Source organism: Micromonospora sp. NPDC002717, assembly GCF_040295705.1.
Lineage (GTDB): Bacteria > Actinomycetota > Actinomycetes > Mycobacteriales > Micromonosporaceae > Micromonospora.
The window spans coordinates 94698-111928 of sequence record NZ_JBEOVW010000017.1 but is presented as its reverse complement, the minus strand read 5'-3'; the positions used below and the strand labels follow the sequence as shown (position 1 = coordinate 111928).

Here is a 17231-nt window from a genome sequence, read left to right as displayed (position 1 = left end):
ATGAGCCGTACCCCACGTCGCCGGCCAGGCCTGTCCCGGCCTGCTGGCCACCGGTGGCTGGTCCTTGCCGCGGCCCTGACCGCGATCGCTCTGCTCGTGACTTTCGACCGCCCCGCCTCGAACCCGCCGGACGACGCCGAAGGCCTCCCGATCGGCTCGGACGCGGCCGGATACGACTGGTCGGCGCCACAGAGCCACCGTCCCGACCCGCGCACCCTTTCCCTGGGCGTCACCCACACTCGCTACTCGATCGACGACTGGGGCAGCGCACCCGCCACCACCTCCGCCAAGGCCGTCCTGATGGCGACCGCCAGCTACCAGAATCAGCACATCCTCGGCTGGGGGGCGGAGAATCCGCAGCCGAGCCCGGGCAGGTTCGACTGGTCCTCCCTGGACCGGCGGGTGAACCTGATCAGGTCGACCCGCGGCACCCCGGTCATCACGCTCTGCTGCGCCCCGGACTGGATGAAGGGTGGACGACCCGGGGAGACCAACTGGAAACGGCTGGAGGTCGCGCCCCGTCCTGAGCACTACGCCGACTTCGCGGCGCTCGCCGCGGCAGTCGCCAGACGCTATCGGGACGTGCGGCACTTCCAGGTCTGGAACGAGATGAAGGGCTTCTGGAACGCAGCCGGGAACCGCTGGGACTACGAGTCCTACACCAGGCTCTACAACGCGGTGTACGACGCGCTCAAGGCGGTGGACTCCACCATCGCCGTCGGTGGCCCGTACGTCGTCATCGACATCTGGGCGAACGCGAAGACCGCCAGTCACCCGTCGGCACTCGCCGGCGCCTGTGGCGTGGTCGACCAGCGCGGACTCGACGCGCTGGACTACTGGCTCCGGCACAAGCGCGGCGCGGACTTCGTCGCCGTCGACGCCGGCCTGTCGACCCGTGACCAGGGCACGATCACGGCGACCACCACGAGCGGCGAACTCTTCGGCGCGCTCACCCGATGGCTGCGTCAGCGGACGTCCCTGCCGATCTGGTGGAGCGAGTTCCACGTGGGCCGGGCCTATGCCGCCGGGCAGCAGCAACTGACCGCCCGGGCCGTCGCTGCCCTTCTGCACATGGCCGACCAGGGCGCGACGGCGGCACTGATCTGGGAACCCCAGGGCGACACCGGGCAGCCGCACGGGCCCGCGCTCTGGAGCTCGACGAACGGCGACGACGGGGGACGGCCCCTGGCGTACGGGGAGGCGGTCGCCCGGCTGCAGCAGGTGCTCGCTGACCGCGCCGGACCCGACGCCGTCGCCTGGCCGGCACCCGAGCTGGGCCTGGCCTGGGGCCGGGCGGGCGTCCTCCTGGTGCACAACGACGGCGACCGGATCGACCTGCAGATTCAGGGACGGCCGCTGAACCTCGGGCCGTACGAGGTCCGGTATCTCCCACTGCGGGCCGACACACCGGTGGAATTCGCGGTCCCCTGGCCGTCGGCGCCGACCGTACCGGCGGGTCGATGCCTTCGCCTGACCGACGCGGCCGCACCCTCGCCGGAGACACGATGAGCGGCGATGACGTGACCACGCCGACGAGGACCGCGGCCGCGGGGGATGCGGTGCCGCCACGGCCGGCCGAACCGGCGAGGGCCGCGCGCGGGCTCGCCCGGGCGGTGCTGGCCGGCCTCGACGAGGCCGGCGTGCGCTGGTGCCTGCTGCGGGGCGGTCCGGAGGCGCTCACCGGCCCCGGAGACCTGGACCTCCTGATCGCGCCGGCCGATCTCGCGCGGACGGTGGCCGTCATCGAGACCCACGGCCTGATCCGCCTGGCAGGTCACGGCCGGGGCAGTCACCGGTTCTTCCTGGGGCTCGACGACGCCACCAGCTCGTGGGTCGAACTCGACCTGGTGACCGAACTCGCCTACGGCCGTCACTTCGAGGTGCGCACCCTGGTCGCCGGACAGTGCCTGGACCGCCGCGCCCGCCAGGACGACGTGTGGGTACTCGCGCCCGGGGACGAGTTCTGGTCGCTGCTGCTGCACTGCGTGCTCGACAAGGGCGCCGTCGCCGGCCACCACCTCCGTCGTCTACGGCACCTGGAGGAGCACGCCACGCTCGACGGTCCACTCCCCCGGGCGCTGCCGGACCGGGCGGCCCGGATGCTTCTGGCGTACTGGCGGGTCGGTCGTCCGGCGGCGCTGCCGGCCGTCCGCCGGCAACTGCTCGCCGGCTGGTGGCGGGCCCATCCGGCCAGCGCGGCGCGCCGTGTCGTCGGCTCGGCCACCCTGCGCGCGATCGAGCGGCCCTTGCAGGCGTGGAGTCGCCGGGGCGCGGACGTCGCCCTCCTCGGACCCGACGGGTCCGGGAAATCCACCCTGGCGCAGGGCCTCGAGTCGACGTTCTACTTTCCGGTACGCCGGGTCTACATGGGGCTCTGGCCGTCGACCGAGGCGCCGCGCAGCGTTGCCGAGCAGGCCGTCCGCATTTCGCTGCGCCCGTTCACCGTGTGGCGCCGGTACCTGACGGCCACGTGCCACCGGGCCCTGGGCCGGATGGTGGTCTACGACCGGTACGTCTACGACGCGCTGCTCCCGCCGCGCGGGCCGCTGGTGTGGCTCAAGTGGCCGTACTTCCAGCTGCTGAGCCGGCTCTGCCCGGCACCCGACGTGGTGCTGCTGCTGGACGTCCCGGGGTCGGTCATGTACCGCCGCTCCGGGGAGTACGACCCGGCGCACCTCGAGCGGGAACGCGAGCAGTACCGGCGGCTGCGCCGGCGGATTCCGCACCTGGAGCGCGTGGACGCCGACCGGGCACCGGAAGTGGTGCTCGCCGACGCGCTCGGCCGGATCTGGCGGCACTACGTCGAGCGGAGGACACGGTGAGGGGCGCGGTCCAGTGGGCGCAGCCGGTCCTGCGCGACCGGCTCGCCTCCTGGCTGCACCGGCCCGAACGGAGCTGGACCGCCACGGTCGCTCCCCGCCTGGTCGCCCGGGCGACCGCCACCGACGACACCTGGTGGCGGACCGAGACCGTCGCCTTCACCAGCACGTCCGTCGCCGTGGCGGCGGTACGGGGCCGCGGCACCGGCGGCCGCTACATGGTCAAGGTTCCCTGGACCGGCCGGGCCATCGAGGGGCTGCGGCGCCAGACCGAGATACTCGACCTTCTGCGGGCAGACCCGCGCCTGCCCGCCCTGCGCCCGGTCCTGCCGCACTGTGCGGCGCAAGGAGAGATCGACGGGCGTTACTACTGCGTGGAAGTGGCGCTGCGCGGCGCTCCTGCGAGCGGGATGATGCTGCGGCGTGCCCGGCGGGGCGCGCTGCTCGCCTCCGCCAGCCGGGTCATCCGCGACCTCCACGCGCAGACCCGGGAACGGACCCTGCTCGACCGGGCCGCCGTGACGGGGTGGGTGGACGCCCCGCTCCGGCGGCTGGAGGAGTTCTTCGCCCGCCACCCGCGTGGCGGTCGGCTCCTCGACACGGTCCGGCGGCTACGGGAGGAACTCATGGTCGCCCTCGTCGGCCGCACCGTTCACACCTCCTGGATCCACGGCGACTTCTGGCCCGGCAACATACTGGCCAGCTCGGTGGACGGCCAGGTGACCGGAATCGTCGACTGGGACCAGGCCGCGGACAGGCAACTCCCTCTGCACGATCTGCTGCACCTGCACGTCCTCGCCCGTCGGCTGGCCCGCGGCGACGAACTCGGCGAGATCGTCGTCCACGCGCTGCGCCACGGCATCGACCGGACGCTCTACGTCCCCGCCGGCGAGGTGGCCGACTGGCTGGACGGCATCCCACCGCGCCCGGCCCTCCTCCTCTACTGGCTACGCCACATCCTGCTCTTCCTCGACTCGGAAGGTGACCATGACGATCCACGCTGGGTCCGCAGCAACGTCGAACGCGTCCTCGTCAACGTCTGAGCCGATCACCGTCCTCGTTCCGGAGGCGCCGGCCGGGTCCGGCTCGGCCCCGACCGCGACCGTGATCATCTGCGTCTACACCGAGCGGCGGTGGCACCAGATCGTCCGGGCGGTCGGCTCCGCGTTGGCGCAGGAGGTACCGCCGGCGCAGGTCGTCGTGGTCGTCGACCACAACCCGGCGCTGCTGGAGCGGGCGCGCGCCACGTTCCCCGAGCTGACCGTCGTTCCGAGCAGCGGCCCGCGCGGCCTCTCGGCGGCCCGCAACACCGGGCTGGCCCGGGCGACCGGTGAGATCGTCGCCTTCCTCGACGACGACGCCGCGGCGGAACCCGACTGGCTGGCCCGGCTGCTGCCGCACTACCAGGACGAGCGGGTGCTCGCGGTCGGCGGCCACGCCCTGCCGGACTGGGAGGGGGAACGGCCACGGTGGCTGCCCCCCGAGTTCGACTGGGTGGTCGGGTGCAGCTTCACCGGCCAGCCCACCGAGGTCGCGCCCGTGCGGAACGTCATCGGCTGCAACATGTCCTTCCGGCGGTCGATCCTGGACCGCACCGCGGGCTTCGACCCGGCGCTCGGCCGAGTCGGCCGGACGCCGGTCGGCTGCGAGGAGACGGAACTCTGCATCCGTATCCGGCAGCTCGAACCGGACGGCGTGGTGCTCTACGAGCCGGCGGCCCGGGTGCGGCATCGAGTGACCACGGACCGGGCGAAGTGGCGCTACTTCCGGCAGCGGTGCTTCTCGGAGGGGCGGTCCAAGGCCGTGGTCGCCCGGCTGGTCGGCAGCGACGCCGGCCTCGCCACCGAGCGCACGTACACCCGCCGCACCCTGCCCGCCGGAGTGCGCCGCGGCATGCGCCAGCTCCGGCACGGCGACTCTGCCGGGCTGCTGCGCTCCGCAGCGATCGTCGCCGGGCTGCTGGTCACCACCGCCGGCTACGTCTCGGCCCACGCCCTTCGCGCCTCTCAGGCGGTGAGCACGCCGGTCCCCCGGCGCCGGACGGGTCCGGCGCCCGTGCGGGTGGTCACCGTCGAGCTGTCCGAGGGGGTGCCCGACGTACCCGACACCGGCGGGCCGGACGACATCCGGTACGCCGCCGCGCAGGTCCTGGTCCGGCTGCACGGGCAGCCGCTCGGGCTGGTCGATGTCCCGCTGCCGGCCGGCGGGCTGGCTGCGCCGGCGCTCACCGCCACCATCCGGTCCCGGCTGTCCGCGGCGATCGACGCGCACCGCCGGCACGACGGCCTGCCCGCGCTCGACCGCCTCGACTCCGAGCCGGCCGAGGAGACCGGCGGCCCCGGGGAGGCGCACCTTTCAGACGCGGCCGCAACCGGCGACGCCGGGTCGTGTCCTTCCCGTCGACGGGCGGTGGAGCACTCCGCCTTCGTCAGCGTGGTGGTGCCCACCTGTGGACGCACACCGCTGCTCGAGTCCACCCTCGACTCGCTCGCCGCGCTCGACTACCCCGACTACGAGATCGTCGTCGTGGACAACGCGCCGCAGGTCACCGAAACGGCGCGTATCGTCGCCCGGCGCGCCGCCGACGATCCCCGGTTCCGCTACGCCGGAGAGCCGCGACCCGGCGTCGCGCACGCCCGCAACCGGGGGTTGGCCGAGGCTCGGGGCGCGATCGTGGCCTACGCCGACGACGACGTGATCCTCGACCGGGGGTGGCTACGCAGCCTCGTCGACGGCTTCACCGACGACGACGTCGCCGCGGTGACCGGTCAGGTCCTCGCCCGGGAACTCGACACGCCGTCGCAGATCTGGCTGGAGCAGTACGGCGGCTACGGCAAGGGCTGCCAGCGGCGGCGGTTCGACCGGGCCGGGTTCGCCACGCTCGAGGCGGGAGCCGCCCGTCGGGTGGACCTTCCACCGCGGTCGCTGCACCCGTACCTGCCCGGCTCGTACGGCTCCGGCGCCAACATGGCGTTGCGCAGGGACGCGCTGCTGCGGCTGGGCGGCTTCGATCCGCGGCTGCGCAGCGGGGAGGACATCGACGTCCTGCTGCGTACGGTGCTGGCCGGTCACGTGCTGGCGTACGAGCCGGGGGCCATTGTCTGGCACACCCACCGACGTGAGGTGCGGGCGCTACGACGGACCATGTACCAGTACGGGGTCGGCCTCGGCGCGGTGCTGACGAAATGCCTGGCGAACGACCCCACCACCCGGCGGGAGCTGCTGGCGCGGCTGCCCCGCGGCGTCGCCTACGCCCTGCGGCCCGGCTCGGCGAAGAACGGCCGCAAGCAGAAGGGCTACCCCGCCTGGCTGACGGCCGTTGAACTCTGCGGGCTGGCGCTCGGGCCGGTCCATTACGCCGCCGCCGCGGTCCGATTCGCGAGGAGCCGCCGATGAACCCGGCAGCGGAGATCGTCGTCCCCGTCCTCTGCTATCACAGCGTCGGCGACCTGCGCCGCGACGGCACGTTGCGCTGGTCGGTGTCGCCGGGCGACTTCGACGAACAGATGGCGCTGATCCGGGCGCGCGAGCGTACGCCGATGACCGTCAGCGACTACGCGGCCGTGCTGCGCGGGCTGGCCCCGCTGCCGCCGCGACCAGTGCTGGTCACCTTCGACGACGGCTTTCCCGACCTCGCCGAAACCGCACTGCCGGTGCTCCGCCGGTACCGGCTCACGGCGACGGCGTTCGTCATCGCCGCGCGAGTGGGCGCGACGCCGCCGCCGGACGGGGATCCGTCACTCGACTGGGACCAGCTGCGTGATCTGCGCTCGCACGGGGTGGAGATCGGGTCGCACAGCCAGAGCCACCGCGCCCTCGACTGCCTCCGCCGAGCCGAGCTGCGGCAGGAGGTCGCCGGGAGCCGGCAGGTGCTGGAGGACGGGTTGGGGACGCCGATCCGGTCCTTCGCCTATCCGTACGGCTACCACAGCGACGCCGTGCGGACCGCCGTGCGCGCCGCCGGTTACTCCTCCGCCTGTGGCGTCAAGAACGCGCTGAGCCACCCGGGCGATGACGTCTTCGCCATCGCCCGGGTGCTGATCGAGCGGGACACCGGTGTCGCCGGCATCGGGGCCCTGCTCGACGGCACCGGCTGGCCGCTGGCGTGGCACGGCGAGCGGTTGCTCACCAGGGGCTGGCGCGCGTACCGACGGGCCCGCCATCTGGTGCACGGTGCGGATCCGCGGCTGAGCCGGCCGACGTCGTGACCGCGGGGAGAGCACGGGGACGGGGGGAGGGCTGATGTCGTGAGTGCCCAGCGAGCTGGGACGGCGGACCCGTCGGTGGGTCGCGCGACTCCCGGCGTCGGCACCGTCGCCGAGCCGATCGGCGTACGGCTGCGGCAGCACCTGCGCGACCCGCTGAACGGCAACGTCTACGCGCTGATGCTCAACACGGCGGTGAGCTCACTGCTCGGCATCGCGTACTGGGCTCTCGCCGCCCGCCTCTACTCGCCGGTCGAACTCGGCGTCGGGGCGGCGATGGTGTCCACGATGACATTTCTCAGCAACCTCGCGCAGCTCAATCTGAACGGAGCGCTCGCCCGCTTCCTACCGGCCGCCGCCGGTCAGGGCAGTCGGCTGGTCGGGTACTCCTATGGGCTCACCTGTCTCGCGGCGCTCGCCCTGAGCGGCGGTTTCCTGCTGCTCGCCCCCCGGGTCACCGACCGGCTCGATTTCCTGGACCGCACTCCCCTGCTCGCTGTGGCGTTCGCCCTCTCCGTCGCCGCCTGGTGCGTCTTCACCCTGCAGGACAGCGTGCTGACCGCCCTGCGCGGTGTCGTCTGGGTCCCGATCGAGAACACCATTTTCGGGCTCGTCAAGATCGCGCTGCTGGTGCTGCTCGCCGGCGCCGTACCGACCCTGGGCATCTTCGTCTCGTGGAACCTGGCGGTTGTCGCGGCGCTCGTCCCCGTCAACGTGCTGGTCTTCCGCCGGCTGCTGCCCAGGCAGCGGGCCCGCCGCACCGAAGCGGCGCTGCCGGCCCGCCGGGTGCTCGCCCGGTTCGTGGCGCTGGACTACGTCGGATATCTGTTCATGCAGGCCGGCACGAACGCGCTGCCGTTGATCGTGACCGCCCGGCTGGGCGCCGAAGCCAACGGCGTCTTCTACGTGGCCTGGCTGCTCGGCGGCTCCCTGGAACTGGTGGCGTACCACTTCGGCACCTCGCTGACCGTGGAGGCCGCCGCCGACGAGTCGCGCCTCGCGGCGTACGCGCGGCAGGTGCTGCGACGGGGCCTGCTCCTCTTCGTACCGGCGGTCATCCTGCTCTGCGTGTCGGCGCCGCTGCTGCTGACCCTGTTCGGCAGCGACTACGCCGCGACCGGCTCCGGCACGCTGCGGCTCTTCGCCATCGCGGTGCTGCCCAAGCTGGTGCTGACCGTCTTCGTCGCGGCGTCCCGTGTGCAACGCCGGGTGGGGCGGATCATCGCCGTGCACGCGGCCACGAGCACGCTGGTCCTGTCGCTGGCGCTGGTCGCGATGGCCGAGATCGGGGTCGTCGGGGTCGGCGTCGCCTACCTCGCCGGACAGGTCGTGGTGGCGGGCGCCGTCCTGCCGTCGATGATCCAGCTGCTGCGGCGCGCGTCGTGAGCGGTGACGGCGCACTGCTGGCCGCCCCGGCTGCCACCGCCGGTCAGCGGATCCGGGAGGGCCTGCTTGCTGGCGTCGAGTGGGCCGCGCCCGCGGCGGCGCTCGCGCTCGGGGTCTGGGCCCTGCGGCGGGGGGACGTCGCCGACATCGGGTCGCTCGGCCTGGTCACCGCGCTCCGGCCCGAGCTGTACGCCGCACTGGCCGTGCTGACCGCGAGTTTCCTGCAGGGCGTCTTCCGCACCCGCCCGGCCTCGGACACCCTGCTCGCCGCACACGTGGTGGTGCTCGTCGTCCTGCTCTTCGGTGCGGCGCCGATCATCGAACCACTGCCGCGCATGATCCCGGGCTGGCTGCACGTCGGCTTCGCCGACTACATCGCCCGTACCGGGGAGACGCTGCCGGAGCTGGACGCCCGCTTCAGCTGGCCCGGATTCTTCGCACTGGCGGCCATGGCCACGCGGGCGGCCGGGATGCCGGACGCCATGCCGCTGCTCGCCTGGGCGCCCGTGGCGTTCAACCTGCTCTACGGCGCTGCGGCGTTCCGGCTGGCCCGGGTGACGTCGGCTGACGCGCGGACGGCGTGGCTCGCCCTCTGGCTGTTCTTTCCCGCCAACTGGGTCGGGCAGGACTACTTCGGCCCCCAGGCGCTGAACTACCTCTTCTACCTCGTCCTGCTGATGCTGCTGCTCCGTTGGTTCCGGCCCGTCCGGTATGGCGGCCGGCAGCGCACGCGGCCCCGGCGAAGCCCGGTCGGTCTGCTGCTGCGCCTGCTCCGGCTGCCGCCGAGGCCGCTGCTGCTCGAACCCGTGGCCCATCAGGCCAGCCCGGCGTCGCTGGTCGGTCTGGTGGCGGTGATCCTCGCCCTCTTCGCGGCCAGCACCGTCAGCCATCAGCTCACCCCGATCGCGATCGTGGTTGCCGTCGGTGCGCTGGCGCTGGTCCGCCGGTGCACGCTCCGCACGCTGCCGGTCCTGCTCGCCGTCGTGCTCATGGCCTACATCAGCTACGGGGCCGTCGTGTACTGGGCGGGGCACCTGGACGACATGTTCGGCAACTTCGGACAGGTCGGCGGCACCATCAACGACGGGGCGGTCGAACGGGTGCGGGGCGACGAGGGGCACCAGATGGTCGTGCTGCTGCGACTCGTCCTCGCGGTGTCGGTCTGGGGGCTGGCCGCGGCCGGCGCGTGGCGACGAATGCGCCGGGGTGATGCCGACCTGGGTCTGCTGGCACTCGCCGGGGCACCGTTCCTCCTCCTCGGGATGCAGAGCTACGGCGGCGAGATCTTCCTTCGGGTCTACGCCTTCGCCCTGCCGTTCATGGCGATCCTGCTGGCCGCGTTGCTGGTCCCGGTGTGGCCGGCGCGGCGTCGCGTCACCTCGGCCCTCATCGCGGGCGCGCTGAGTACCGTGCTCATCGGCGCGTTCTTCGTCGCCCGATACGGGAACGAGGCGTTCGAGCAGGTACGCCCGGCCGACCATCAAGCCGTCGAGTGGCTCTACGGACACGCTCCGGAGGGCGTCTCGTTCGTCTCGGTGACGTCCAACGTCCCCTGGCGGGCGCAGGGCGTCGAACGGTACCGGTACCGGCCCCTCGGCGAGGACCTCGGGCCGACGAGCGTCATGGCGATCGAGGAAGAGATGCGGCGCAACCCGAAGGGCGCGTACCTGATCATGACGAAGGGGCAGTTCGTCTTCGCGGAGTCGTTCCTGGGCAAGCCGCGCGGCTGGGGCGAAAACCTGGAACGCCAGGTCGTCGACTCAGGACGGTTCAGGCTTGTCTACACCAACCCCGAGGCGCGGGTCTATGTCCTCAGCGATGGTGAAAGGGGCGGTGGTGACGGAGATCGTTGAGTCCTGCGCGGCCGCCGATCGGCGTTTCTCCGAGCAACCGGCTGCTTCCTCAGTGAGGGCTCTCCCGCTCTCGCCTTGGCCGGCGTTGGTGACACTTCTCGCCAGTGCCGGCGTTCTCAACGTCGTTCTCTGGGACGTGCCGGGCATCTTGCGGGCGGTCGTCGTCCTCGGCTATCTCGCCGTGGCGCCGGGACTGGCTTTCGCGCGTCTGATCCGGATACCGGACGGCCCCAGCCGGTTCGTCGTCGGCGTCGCGCTCAGCCTCGCCCTCGGCGTCCTGGTCGCGCAGGGGATGATCCATCTGCACCGATGGTCACCGCCGCTCGGGCTCGCCGTCGTCACCGCGATCGCGTCGCTGGCCGCCCTGATCGAGTTGGCCCGGTGCGGGCTGCAGCACCGCCGGAGGCGACGGATGGAGGCGGAGTGATGGACATCGCCCTCGCCGCGGCCCGGGCCGGGCCCGTCCAGGCGGCCGTGCTCGCCCTGCTGGTGCTGACGCTCAGCTCCCGGATCGTGGTGCAGCTCACCGGGCCGGCGCGGCGGAAGACCCTGCGGATCCTCGACATGGTCGCCGCACCGGTACTCGTCGCGTTCGTCATCATCATCCTTCAGCGGTTCCGTGACCTGAGCTGACGGCCGCTCCCCCGGTCCCCACAGGCCGTGGCGGTCGCAGGCCGCTGGGACCTCGCGGACTTCAGTGCGAGGAATCGGCCCCGGAAGCTCCCGCACGTCACGAGCGGGGCCTCGTCGGGGTCTCCTGCCGGGCGGCCTGGCCCGAGACGTTCCGCCGTCTGCGGCGGAGCAGGACGGCCAGCGCGGCGGCGACGAGCAGCAATGTCGCCTCGTCCGGCACGGACCCGAGGGTGCGGGCCACCCACTCCTGTGCCGCGCCCTCGACGTCGGTCAGGCCCAGGCCGCCGGCCAGCCCAGCGGTGCCGTCGAAGGCCAGGAAGAACGCGCCGAGCGCGATGAACAGCAGCCCGGAGACGAGGGAGGTGCTGTGCACCTGGAACCTGCCCACCGTCAGGCCCCGGCCCCGTAGCCACCGCCGCTGCCCGATGCGCCACCGGTCCCAGACCAGGGCGAGCAGCAGCAACGGCGCGGTCATGCCGAGGGCGTAGACGGCGAGCAGCGCCCCACCGGAAGCGGGCTGACCGGATGTGGCGGCGACCGTGAGGATCGCGCCGAGGATCGGCCCGGAGCAGAAACCGGCGAGCCCGGAGACCGCGCCGAGGGCGAACACCGAAGCCGGGGAGTCTCCGGTCAGCCGGCCCAGCCAGCGCTGCGCGGGGCCGAAGGCGAAACCGCGTCCGGCCAGTTGTACGACACCCAACGCGATGATCGCCCAACCGGCGACCAGGATCAGGGTGTCGCGGTTGCGGAAGAACACGCCGGCGATGGCCGAGGAACCGACGCCGAGGGGCACCAGGACCGCGGCGAGCCCGAGGTAGAACACGCCGGTGCGCGCCACGAGGCGGCCGGGGCTGCCGAACGCGTACGCGAAGAACGACGGCAACAGCATCGCGCTGCACGGGCTCAGCAAGGCGAGCGTCCCGCCGAGCAGCGCGGCCAGGTAGCCGACGTCGGTCATCGCGCCAGCTCCAACTCCTTGTCGATGGCCTGCTTGAACGCCTCGAACGGCTGGGCGCCGATGATCGGGGTGCCGCCGACGATGAACGCCGGCGTGCCGGTGATCCCCATCGAGGTGGCCTCCTGCTCGTCCCGGTCGACTGCGGCTGTGGTGACCGCGGAGGCACGGTCGGCGTCGAAGCGCGCCAGGTCCAGCCCGAGTTCGCGGGCGGCGGCGCGCAGCGCCTCGTCGTCCAGGGCCCCGCTGTTGACCCGCCGTTCCTCGGCGTACAGCGCGTGGTGGTACTCCCAGAACTTGCCTTGCGCGCCGGCGGCGCGGGCGGCGGCTGTGGCATCCCGGGACTCCGGCCCGAGGTACGGCAGGTCCCGCCACTCGATGCGGACCAGACCCTTGGCGACGTATTCGCGGATCAGCCGGGGTTCGACCTGCCGGGCGTGCCGTCGGCAGAACGGGCACTGGAAGTCGGAGTATTCCAGCATCACGACGGGCGCGTCCGGCTCGCCCAGTGCCACCGGGTCTCCCGGTGTCCGTCGGGCCAGCCCGGCGAATGGGTTCGCCCGGTCTTCCCCGGGGCCTGCCGCCTGTCCGCCGGGCACGGCCGGCGTTGCGTCGGAGGACGGCCGGCCGAGCACGATCAGCACGGCGACCACGGCGATGACCAGCACGGGACCGAGCCATCCGGCGGTGCGCCGGATGGCGTGCGGCCCACTTGCGCGGCGTACGGGCCGACGCGGAGCGGAACGGGCGGAGGGCTTCATGGTGGCTCCCTGGACACTTCTACTATCCGTCTTAGTACTATCCACTCTAGTACTATGATGGTTCGTACGAAGCTGAGGAGGAGCACCATGCGGAGCTGGACGCCGCGCCGGCTGGCCGCCGCGGTGGTCGGTGGTGTCGTCACCGCAGTGGTGATCGCCGTGCCGACCGACCTGCTCGACACGCCCCTGTTCGGCCGCAGCGTTCCGGTGACCTGGTGGGCCTGGCCGGTCCTGGTCGTCACGGCGACGCTGTCGGGCCTGCTGCTGGCCACCTACGTCCGGCCTGCGGGCGCCACGCGGTCCCCTCGGGCGGAGCAACAGGTGGGCGCGGTGGGCGGTGTGCTGTCACTGCTGGCGGTGGGCTGCCCGGTCTGCAACAAGCTGGTGCTGCTCGCGCTCGGCACCAGCGGCGCGATGACCTGGTTCGCGCCGGCCCAACCGCTACTGGCCGCCGCCTCGATCGGCCTGCTCGGCTGGGCGCTGCGGCGGCGGCTGCTCGGTGAACGGCAGTGCCCGGTGCCCGCGTCGGGCGGAAGGGTCGAGCGGTGATCAGGCCCGGGCGCCGTGACCGCGGCGCGGAACGCTCCCTCGGCCCCTTGGAGTCCGAGGTGATGAACCGGCTCTGGGCAGCGGATGCCCCGCTCACGGTCCGGCAGATGGTCGACTCGCTCGCCGACAAGGGCCTGGCCTACACGACGGTGATGACGGTCCTGGACAATCTTCACCGCAAGGGCTGGGCGGAGCGGGACCTCGTCGGCCGCGCCTACCGCTACCGGCCCCGCATCGGCCGAGAGGAACACATCAGCCAGGTGATGGCCGACGCGCTCTCCTCCGCCAGCGACCAGCACGCCGCCCTCGCCCGGTTCGTCGACACCATGAGCCCCGAGGAGGCGGCCCTGCTGCGCGCCATCCTGCACGACCGGCAGGAGTCGACATGATCAGTCTCCTCCTGCTCGTCTGGGCAGCTGCCGTCGCCGTGGCTGCGCCCCGCGCCATCGCCGCCCGGTCCTGGAGTCGGGCCGCCCCACGGGTCGCAGTCGGCCTGTGGCTCGGCGCCCTGGCTTCGGCAACCGGAGCCGTGCTGAGCGCCGGGCTGCTCGTCGCCGTGCCGCCAGCCGCGCTCGCCGCCGGCCTCGACGGCGTCGTCGAGGCCTGCGCCCGCGCGCTGGCCCGCCTCGGCGCTCCCAACGGGACCCTCGCCGCACTCGCCCTGGCCGCCACCGCCGCACTCGCCGCCCGCCTCGCGATCAGCGCGGTCGCCACCCTCCACGCGGCCCGACGGTGGCGGCGACACCACCTGGCGGCGCTGTCCCCCGTGGCCCGACCAGGAGCGACGGGCGGTTGCACCGTCGTGGAGCACGCCACGCCGATGGTCTACTGCCTGCCCGGCAGACCCGGACACGTTGTCGTCACCCGTGGCGCGCTCGACGCGTTGACCCCGCAGCAACTCGATGCGGTGCTGCGGCACGAACGCGCCCATCTACGCGGTCGTCACCACCTGCTCGTGGCCGTCGCGGCGGCCTTCCACCGGGCCCTGCCCGGGCTGCCCCTGGCCCGCGCCGCCGAGGACGAGATCCGCCGCCTCGTCGAGCACCTCGCCGACGACCGGGCCGGCGCACAGCACGGCCGCCACACAGTGGCCGCCGCCATCGTCCGACTCGCCGACACCACCCCCGGTCACGCCCTCGGCGCCGGCGGCACCGCCGTGGACCGGGTGCGCCGACTACTCACCCCCGCCCCACCCAGGTCGGCGGCACGCGGTCTGCTCGGTGCCGCCGCCGTCACCCTGCTCCTGATGTTTCCCCTGGTCACGACCGCAACAGCCGCGGGGATCGCCGTGCACGAAACCACCTGCTCACACTCACAGACCTCCGCCCGCGGCTGAGCCTGGGAAAGACCCGCTCACACCTCACCTGCCGGGCGATGCTGAGAGGCGGAAGACGCCGCCAACCCGAAGGGTTGACAACTGCTGGCGTTCCGATAGTCAGGAGCGCTCAGGAGTCCGCTAGAATGACGGCATGAACTTGAAGGAGTGGGCAGCGGCGACGGGCGTTTCGTATGCGACCGCACGTCGGCGCTACGAGGCTGGGACGCTGCCCGTTCCCACGTACCGGCTTGGCCGGCTCATCATGGTCGGCGAGCCGGTGACAGGCGCGGCGGCAGCCTCCGGGCAGGTTGTGGTGTACGCCGGCGTCTCATCGGCGGACCAGAGGGCGGACCTGGACCGGCAGGTCGCCCGGGTCACTGTGTGGGCCACCGGCCAGCGTCTGGCCGTGTCCCGGGTGGTGACCGAGGTCGGTTCGGCGCTCAACGGGCACCGCAAGAAGTTCCTCGCCCTGCTGCGCGACCCGGCCGTGTCGACCATTGTGGTCGAGCACCGCGACCGGTTCGCCCGCTTCGGCGCTGAGTACGTCGAAGCCGCTCTCGCCGCGCAGGGCCGACGGCTGCTGGTGGTCGACCCGGCCGAGGTGGACGACGACCTGGTGCGCGACGTGACCGAGATCCTGACGTCGCTGTGCGCCCGCCTGTACGGCCGCCGCGCCGCGGCGAACCGCGCCCGCCGCGCCGTCGAGGCCGCCACAGAGGGCTTGGCGTGAAGACGATCCAGGCGTACCGCTTCGCCCTGGACCTCACCCCAGGGCAGGAGCGTGACGTGCTCGCGCACGCCGGCGCGGCCCGGGTGGCGCACAACTGGACGCTCGCCCGGGTCAAGGCGGTCATGGACCAGCGGACCGCCGAGCGCACCTACGGCGTGCCGGACGACCAGCTCACCGAGAGTGTGTCGTGGTCGCTGCCCGCGCTGCGCAAGGCGTGGAACACCGCCAAGCAGGACGTCGCGCCGTGGTGGCGGGACTGCTCCAAAGAGGCGTTCAACACCGGCCTGGACGCGCTCGCCCGCGCCCTGAAGAACTGGGCCGACTCCCGCTCAGGCAAGCGCAAGGGACGGCCGGTTGGATTCCCCCGGTTCAAGTCCCGCCGCCGCACCACCCCGTCGGTGCGGTTCACCACCGGGGCGATCCGGGTCGAACCCGACCGCATGCACGTGGTGCTGCCCCGGCTGGGCCGGTTGAAGCTGCACGAGTCGGCCCGCAAACTCGCCCGCCGCCTGGACAACGGCACAGCGCGGATTATGTCCGCCACCGTGCGCCGTGACGGCGGACGCTGGCACGTGTTGTTCACCTGCGAGGTGGAGCGCGCCGAAGGCGCCCCAGCCCGACCGGGGTCGGTGGTCGGCGTGGACGTGGGTATCAAGCACCTCGCGGTGCTGTCCACCGGTGAACTGGTACCCAACCCGCGCCACCTCGTTAGTGCACAGGCCCGGCTGCGGACATTCGGCCGGGCGCTGTCGCGTAAGCAGGGCCCGGATCGGCGCACCGGCCGCCGCGCGTCGTACCGGTGGCAGCGCGCCGCGAACCGGCTCGGCCGAGCACACGCCCGGGTGGCGAACCTGCGCCGCGACGGACTGCACAAGTTCACCACGCGGCTGACTCGCGAGCACGCCACGATCGTGGTCGAAGACCTCAACGTCACCGGCATGCTGCGAAACCGGCGTCTGGCCCGGCACATCACCGACGCCGGATTCACCGAGATCCGCCGCCAGCTGGCGTATAAGACCAGATGGAATGGTGGCCGTCTGCTGGTGGCCGACCGCTGGTATCCGTCCTCCAAGACCTGCTCGGGTTGTGGCGCGGCGAAAGCCAAGCTGGCCCTGTCCGAGCGTGAGTACCACTGCGCGGCGTGCGGCCTGGTCATGGACCGCGACCGCAACGCCGCCTCGAATCTGGCCGCCCTGGCGGCGCAGTTCGACACCGCCGGGAGTGGCCCGGTGGCAGGACGTGGAGCCGACCGTAAGACCCGCCCTGGCGGGCTGGTGGCTACGAAGCGTCAACCCGGCACGGCGCCCGCCGGTCAGACCGGGACCGTCCCACCGCAAGGCGGGACTGCTGATCATGTGCTCACTAGAGCGCACTGAAAGGTAACGGAAGCCGAAACGTGGACAGTGCCGACTGGGATGCCCGCTACGCCGACGCCCCCGAACTTGTCTGGACCGCCGAGCCGAACCGGTTCGTCGTCGAGGAGACCGCCGACCTGCCGCCGGGCCGGGCGCTCGACCTGGCCGCGGGCGAAGGTCGCAACGCGGTCTGGCTGGCCGAACGCGGATGGCGCGTCACCGCCGTCGACTTCTCCGCCGTGGCCGTGCGACGCGGCCAGGACCTTGCCCGCGAACGGGGCGTCGACATCGACTGGCAGGTCGCCGACGTCACCACCTACCGGCCCGAAGCCGGCGCCTACGATCTGGTACTCATCGCCTACCTGCACCTGCCCCGCCCCGACCTGGCCACCGTCCTGCGGCACGCGGCCACCTCCGTACGCCCCGGCGGGTCGTTCGTCCTCGTCGCCCACGACCTGGCCAACCTCACCGCCGACACTGGCGGCCCGCAGGATCCCGCGGTGTTGCCGACGCCGGAGATGGTGGTCGCCGAGCTGCCCGGCATGCAGATCAGCCGGGCCGAGACGGCCCGGCGTCCGGTCCGGGTGGGGGACGAGACGGTCGACGCCCTGGACACCGTGGTGGCCGCGACCCGCCCGTGACCGCTCCCTACAGGCGGTCGCCCCGG

Annotated in this window: 17 protein-coding genes; 15 read left to right on the top strand and 2 right to left on the bottom strand. The window is 72.7% G+C overall.

The features are described from left to right. From ABT006_RS24100 to ABT006_RS24060, 9 genes are all read left to right on the top strand, one after another. On the top strand, positions 1 to 1509 hold the full coding sequence (locus ABT006_RS24100) for a GH39 family glycosyl hydrolase (RefSeq protein ID WP_350709802.1): 1509 nt from the start codon (positions 1 to 3) through the stop codon (positions 1507 to 1509). After that, on the top strand, positions 1506 to 2822 hold the full coding sequence (locus tag ABT006_RS24095; protein WP_350709800.1) for a hypothetical protein: 1317 nt from the start codon (positions 1506 to 1508) through the stop codon (positions 2820 to 2822). The genes ABT006_RS24100 and ABT006_RS24095 overlap by 4 nt, the downstream gene beginning before the upstream one ends. Further along, the gene (locus ABT006_RS24090; RefSeq protein ID WP_350709798.1) at positions 2819 to 3862 is read left to right on the top strand and encodes a phosphotransferase family protein; all 1044 of its coding nucleotides are present in this window, start codon (positions 2819 to 2821) and stop codon (positions 3860 to 3862) included. The genes ABT006_RS24095 and ABT006_RS24090 overlap by 4 nt, the downstream gene beginning before the upstream one ends. Next, a complete protein-coding gene (locus ABT006_RS24085; RefSeq protein WP_350709796.1) occupies positions 3807 to 6215 on the top strand; it encodes a glycosyltransferase in 2409 nt (802 codons plus the stop codon). The genes ABT006_RS24090 and ABT006_RS24085 overlap by 56 nt, the downstream gene beginning before the upstream one ends. Further along, complete coding sequence (locus ABT006_RS24080; protein ID WP_350709794.1) at positions 6212 to 7027, top strand: polysaccharide deacetylase family protein; 816 nt, start codon at positions 6212 to 6214, stop codon at positions 7025 to 7027. The genes ABT006_RS24085 and ABT006_RS24080 overlap by 4 nt, the downstream gene beginning before the upstream one ends. Positions 7028 to 7102: 75 nt before the next feature. Beyond that, positions 7103 to 8410, top strand: coding sequence for a lipopolysaccharide biosynthesis protein (locus tag ABT006_RS24075; RefSeq protein WP_350709792.1), 1308 nt, complete (start codon positions 7103 to 7105; stop codon positions 8408 to 8410). After that, positions 8407 to 10263: a hypothetical protein gene (locus tag ABT006_RS24070; protein ID WP_350709791.1), complete on the top strand. Its 1857-nt coding sequence runs from the start codon at positions 8407 to 8409 to the stop codon at positions 10261 to 10263. The genes ABT006_RS24075 and ABT006_RS24070 overlap by 4 nt, the downstream gene beginning before the upstream one ends. After that, the gene (locus ABT006_RS24065) at positions 10247 to 10690 is read left to right on the top strand and encodes a hypothetical protein (protein WP_350709789.1); all 444 of its coding nucleotides are present in this window, start codon (positions 10247 to 10249) and stop codon (positions 10688 to 10690) included. The genes ABT006_RS24070 and ABT006_RS24065 overlap by 17 nt, the downstream gene beginning before the upstream one ends. Then, positions 10690 to 10896 (top strand): hypothetical protein, encoded by a 207-nt coding sequence (locus tag ABT006_RS24060; protein WP_350709787.1) that lies wholly within the window; start codon positions 10690 to 10692, stop codon positions 10894 to 10896. The genes ABT006_RS24065 and ABT006_RS24060 overlap by 1 nt, the downstream gene beginning before the upstream one ends. Before the next feature lie 97 nt (positions 10897 to 10993). Here the strand turns inward: ABT006_RS24060 and ABT006_RS24055 are convergent, their stop codons facing one another. Together ABT006_RS24055 and ABT006_RS24050 are read right to left on the bottom strand one after the other, a co-directional pair. After that, positions 10994 to 11854 (bottom strand): cytochrome c biogenesis CcdA family protein, encoded by an 861-nt coding sequence (locus ABT006_RS24055; RefSeq protein WP_350709785.1) that lies wholly within the window; start codon positions 11852 to 11854, stop codon positions 10994 to 10996. Beyond that, positions 11851 to 12612 carry a DsbA family protein gene (locus ABT006_RS24050; protein WP_350709783.1) on the bottom strand — a complete coding sequence of 254 codons (762 nt, stop codon included), beginning with the start codon at positions 12610 to 12612 and terminating at the stop codon, positions 11851 to 11853. Before ABT006_RS24050 ends, ABT006_RS24055 begins: the two co-directional genes overlap by 4 nt. 87 nt (positions 12613 to 12699) lie before the next feature. Here ABT006_RS24050 and ABT006_RS24045 point away from each other — a divergent pair, with 87 nt between their 5' ends. From ABT006_RS24045 to ABT006_RS24020, 6 genes are all read left to right on the top strand, one after another. Continuing rightward, the gene (locus ABT006_RS24045) at positions 12700 to 13161 is read left to right on the top strand and encodes a hypothetical protein (protein ID WP_350709781.1); all 462 of its coding nucleotides are present in this window, start codon (positions 12700 to 12702) and stop codon (positions 13159 to 13161) included. After that, a complete protein-coding gene (locus ABT006_RS24040; RefSeq protein ID WP_350709779.1) occupies positions 13158 to 13550 on the top strand; it encodes a BlaI/MecI/CopY family transcriptional regulator in 393 nt (130 codons plus the stop codon). Before ABT006_RS24045 ends, ABT006_RS24040 begins: the two co-directional genes overlap by 4 nt. Beyond that, a complete protein-coding gene (locus ABT006_RS24035; protein ID WP_350709777.1) occupies positions 13547 to 14497 on the top strand; it encodes a M56 family metallopeptidase in 951 nt (316 codons plus the stop codon). The genes ABT006_RS24040 and ABT006_RS24035 overlap by 4 nt, the downstream gene beginning before the upstream one ends. A 133-nt stretch (positions 14498 to 14630) precedes the next feature. Then, positions 14631 to 15209 (top strand): IS607 family transposase, encoded by a 579-nt coding sequence (locus ABT006_RS24030; protein WP_350709775.1) that lies wholly within the window; start codon positions 14631 to 14633, stop codon positions 15207 to 15209. Beyond that, entirely contained in the window at positions 15206 to 16585 is a 1380-nt protein-coding gene (gene tnpB, locus ABT006_RS24025) for an IS607 family element RNA-guided endonuclease TnpB (protein ID WP_350709773.1), read from the top strand. Before ABT006_RS24030 ends, tnpB begins: the two co-directional genes overlap by 4 nt. Before the next feature lie 20 nt (positions 16586 to 16605). Further along, complete coding sequence (locus ABT006_RS24020; RefSeq protein ID WP_350709771.1) at positions 16606 to 17205, top strand: class I SAM-dependent methyltransferase; 600 nt, start codon at positions 16606 to 16608, stop codon at positions 17203 to 17205. Positions 17206 to 17231 lie beyond the last annotated feature (26 nt).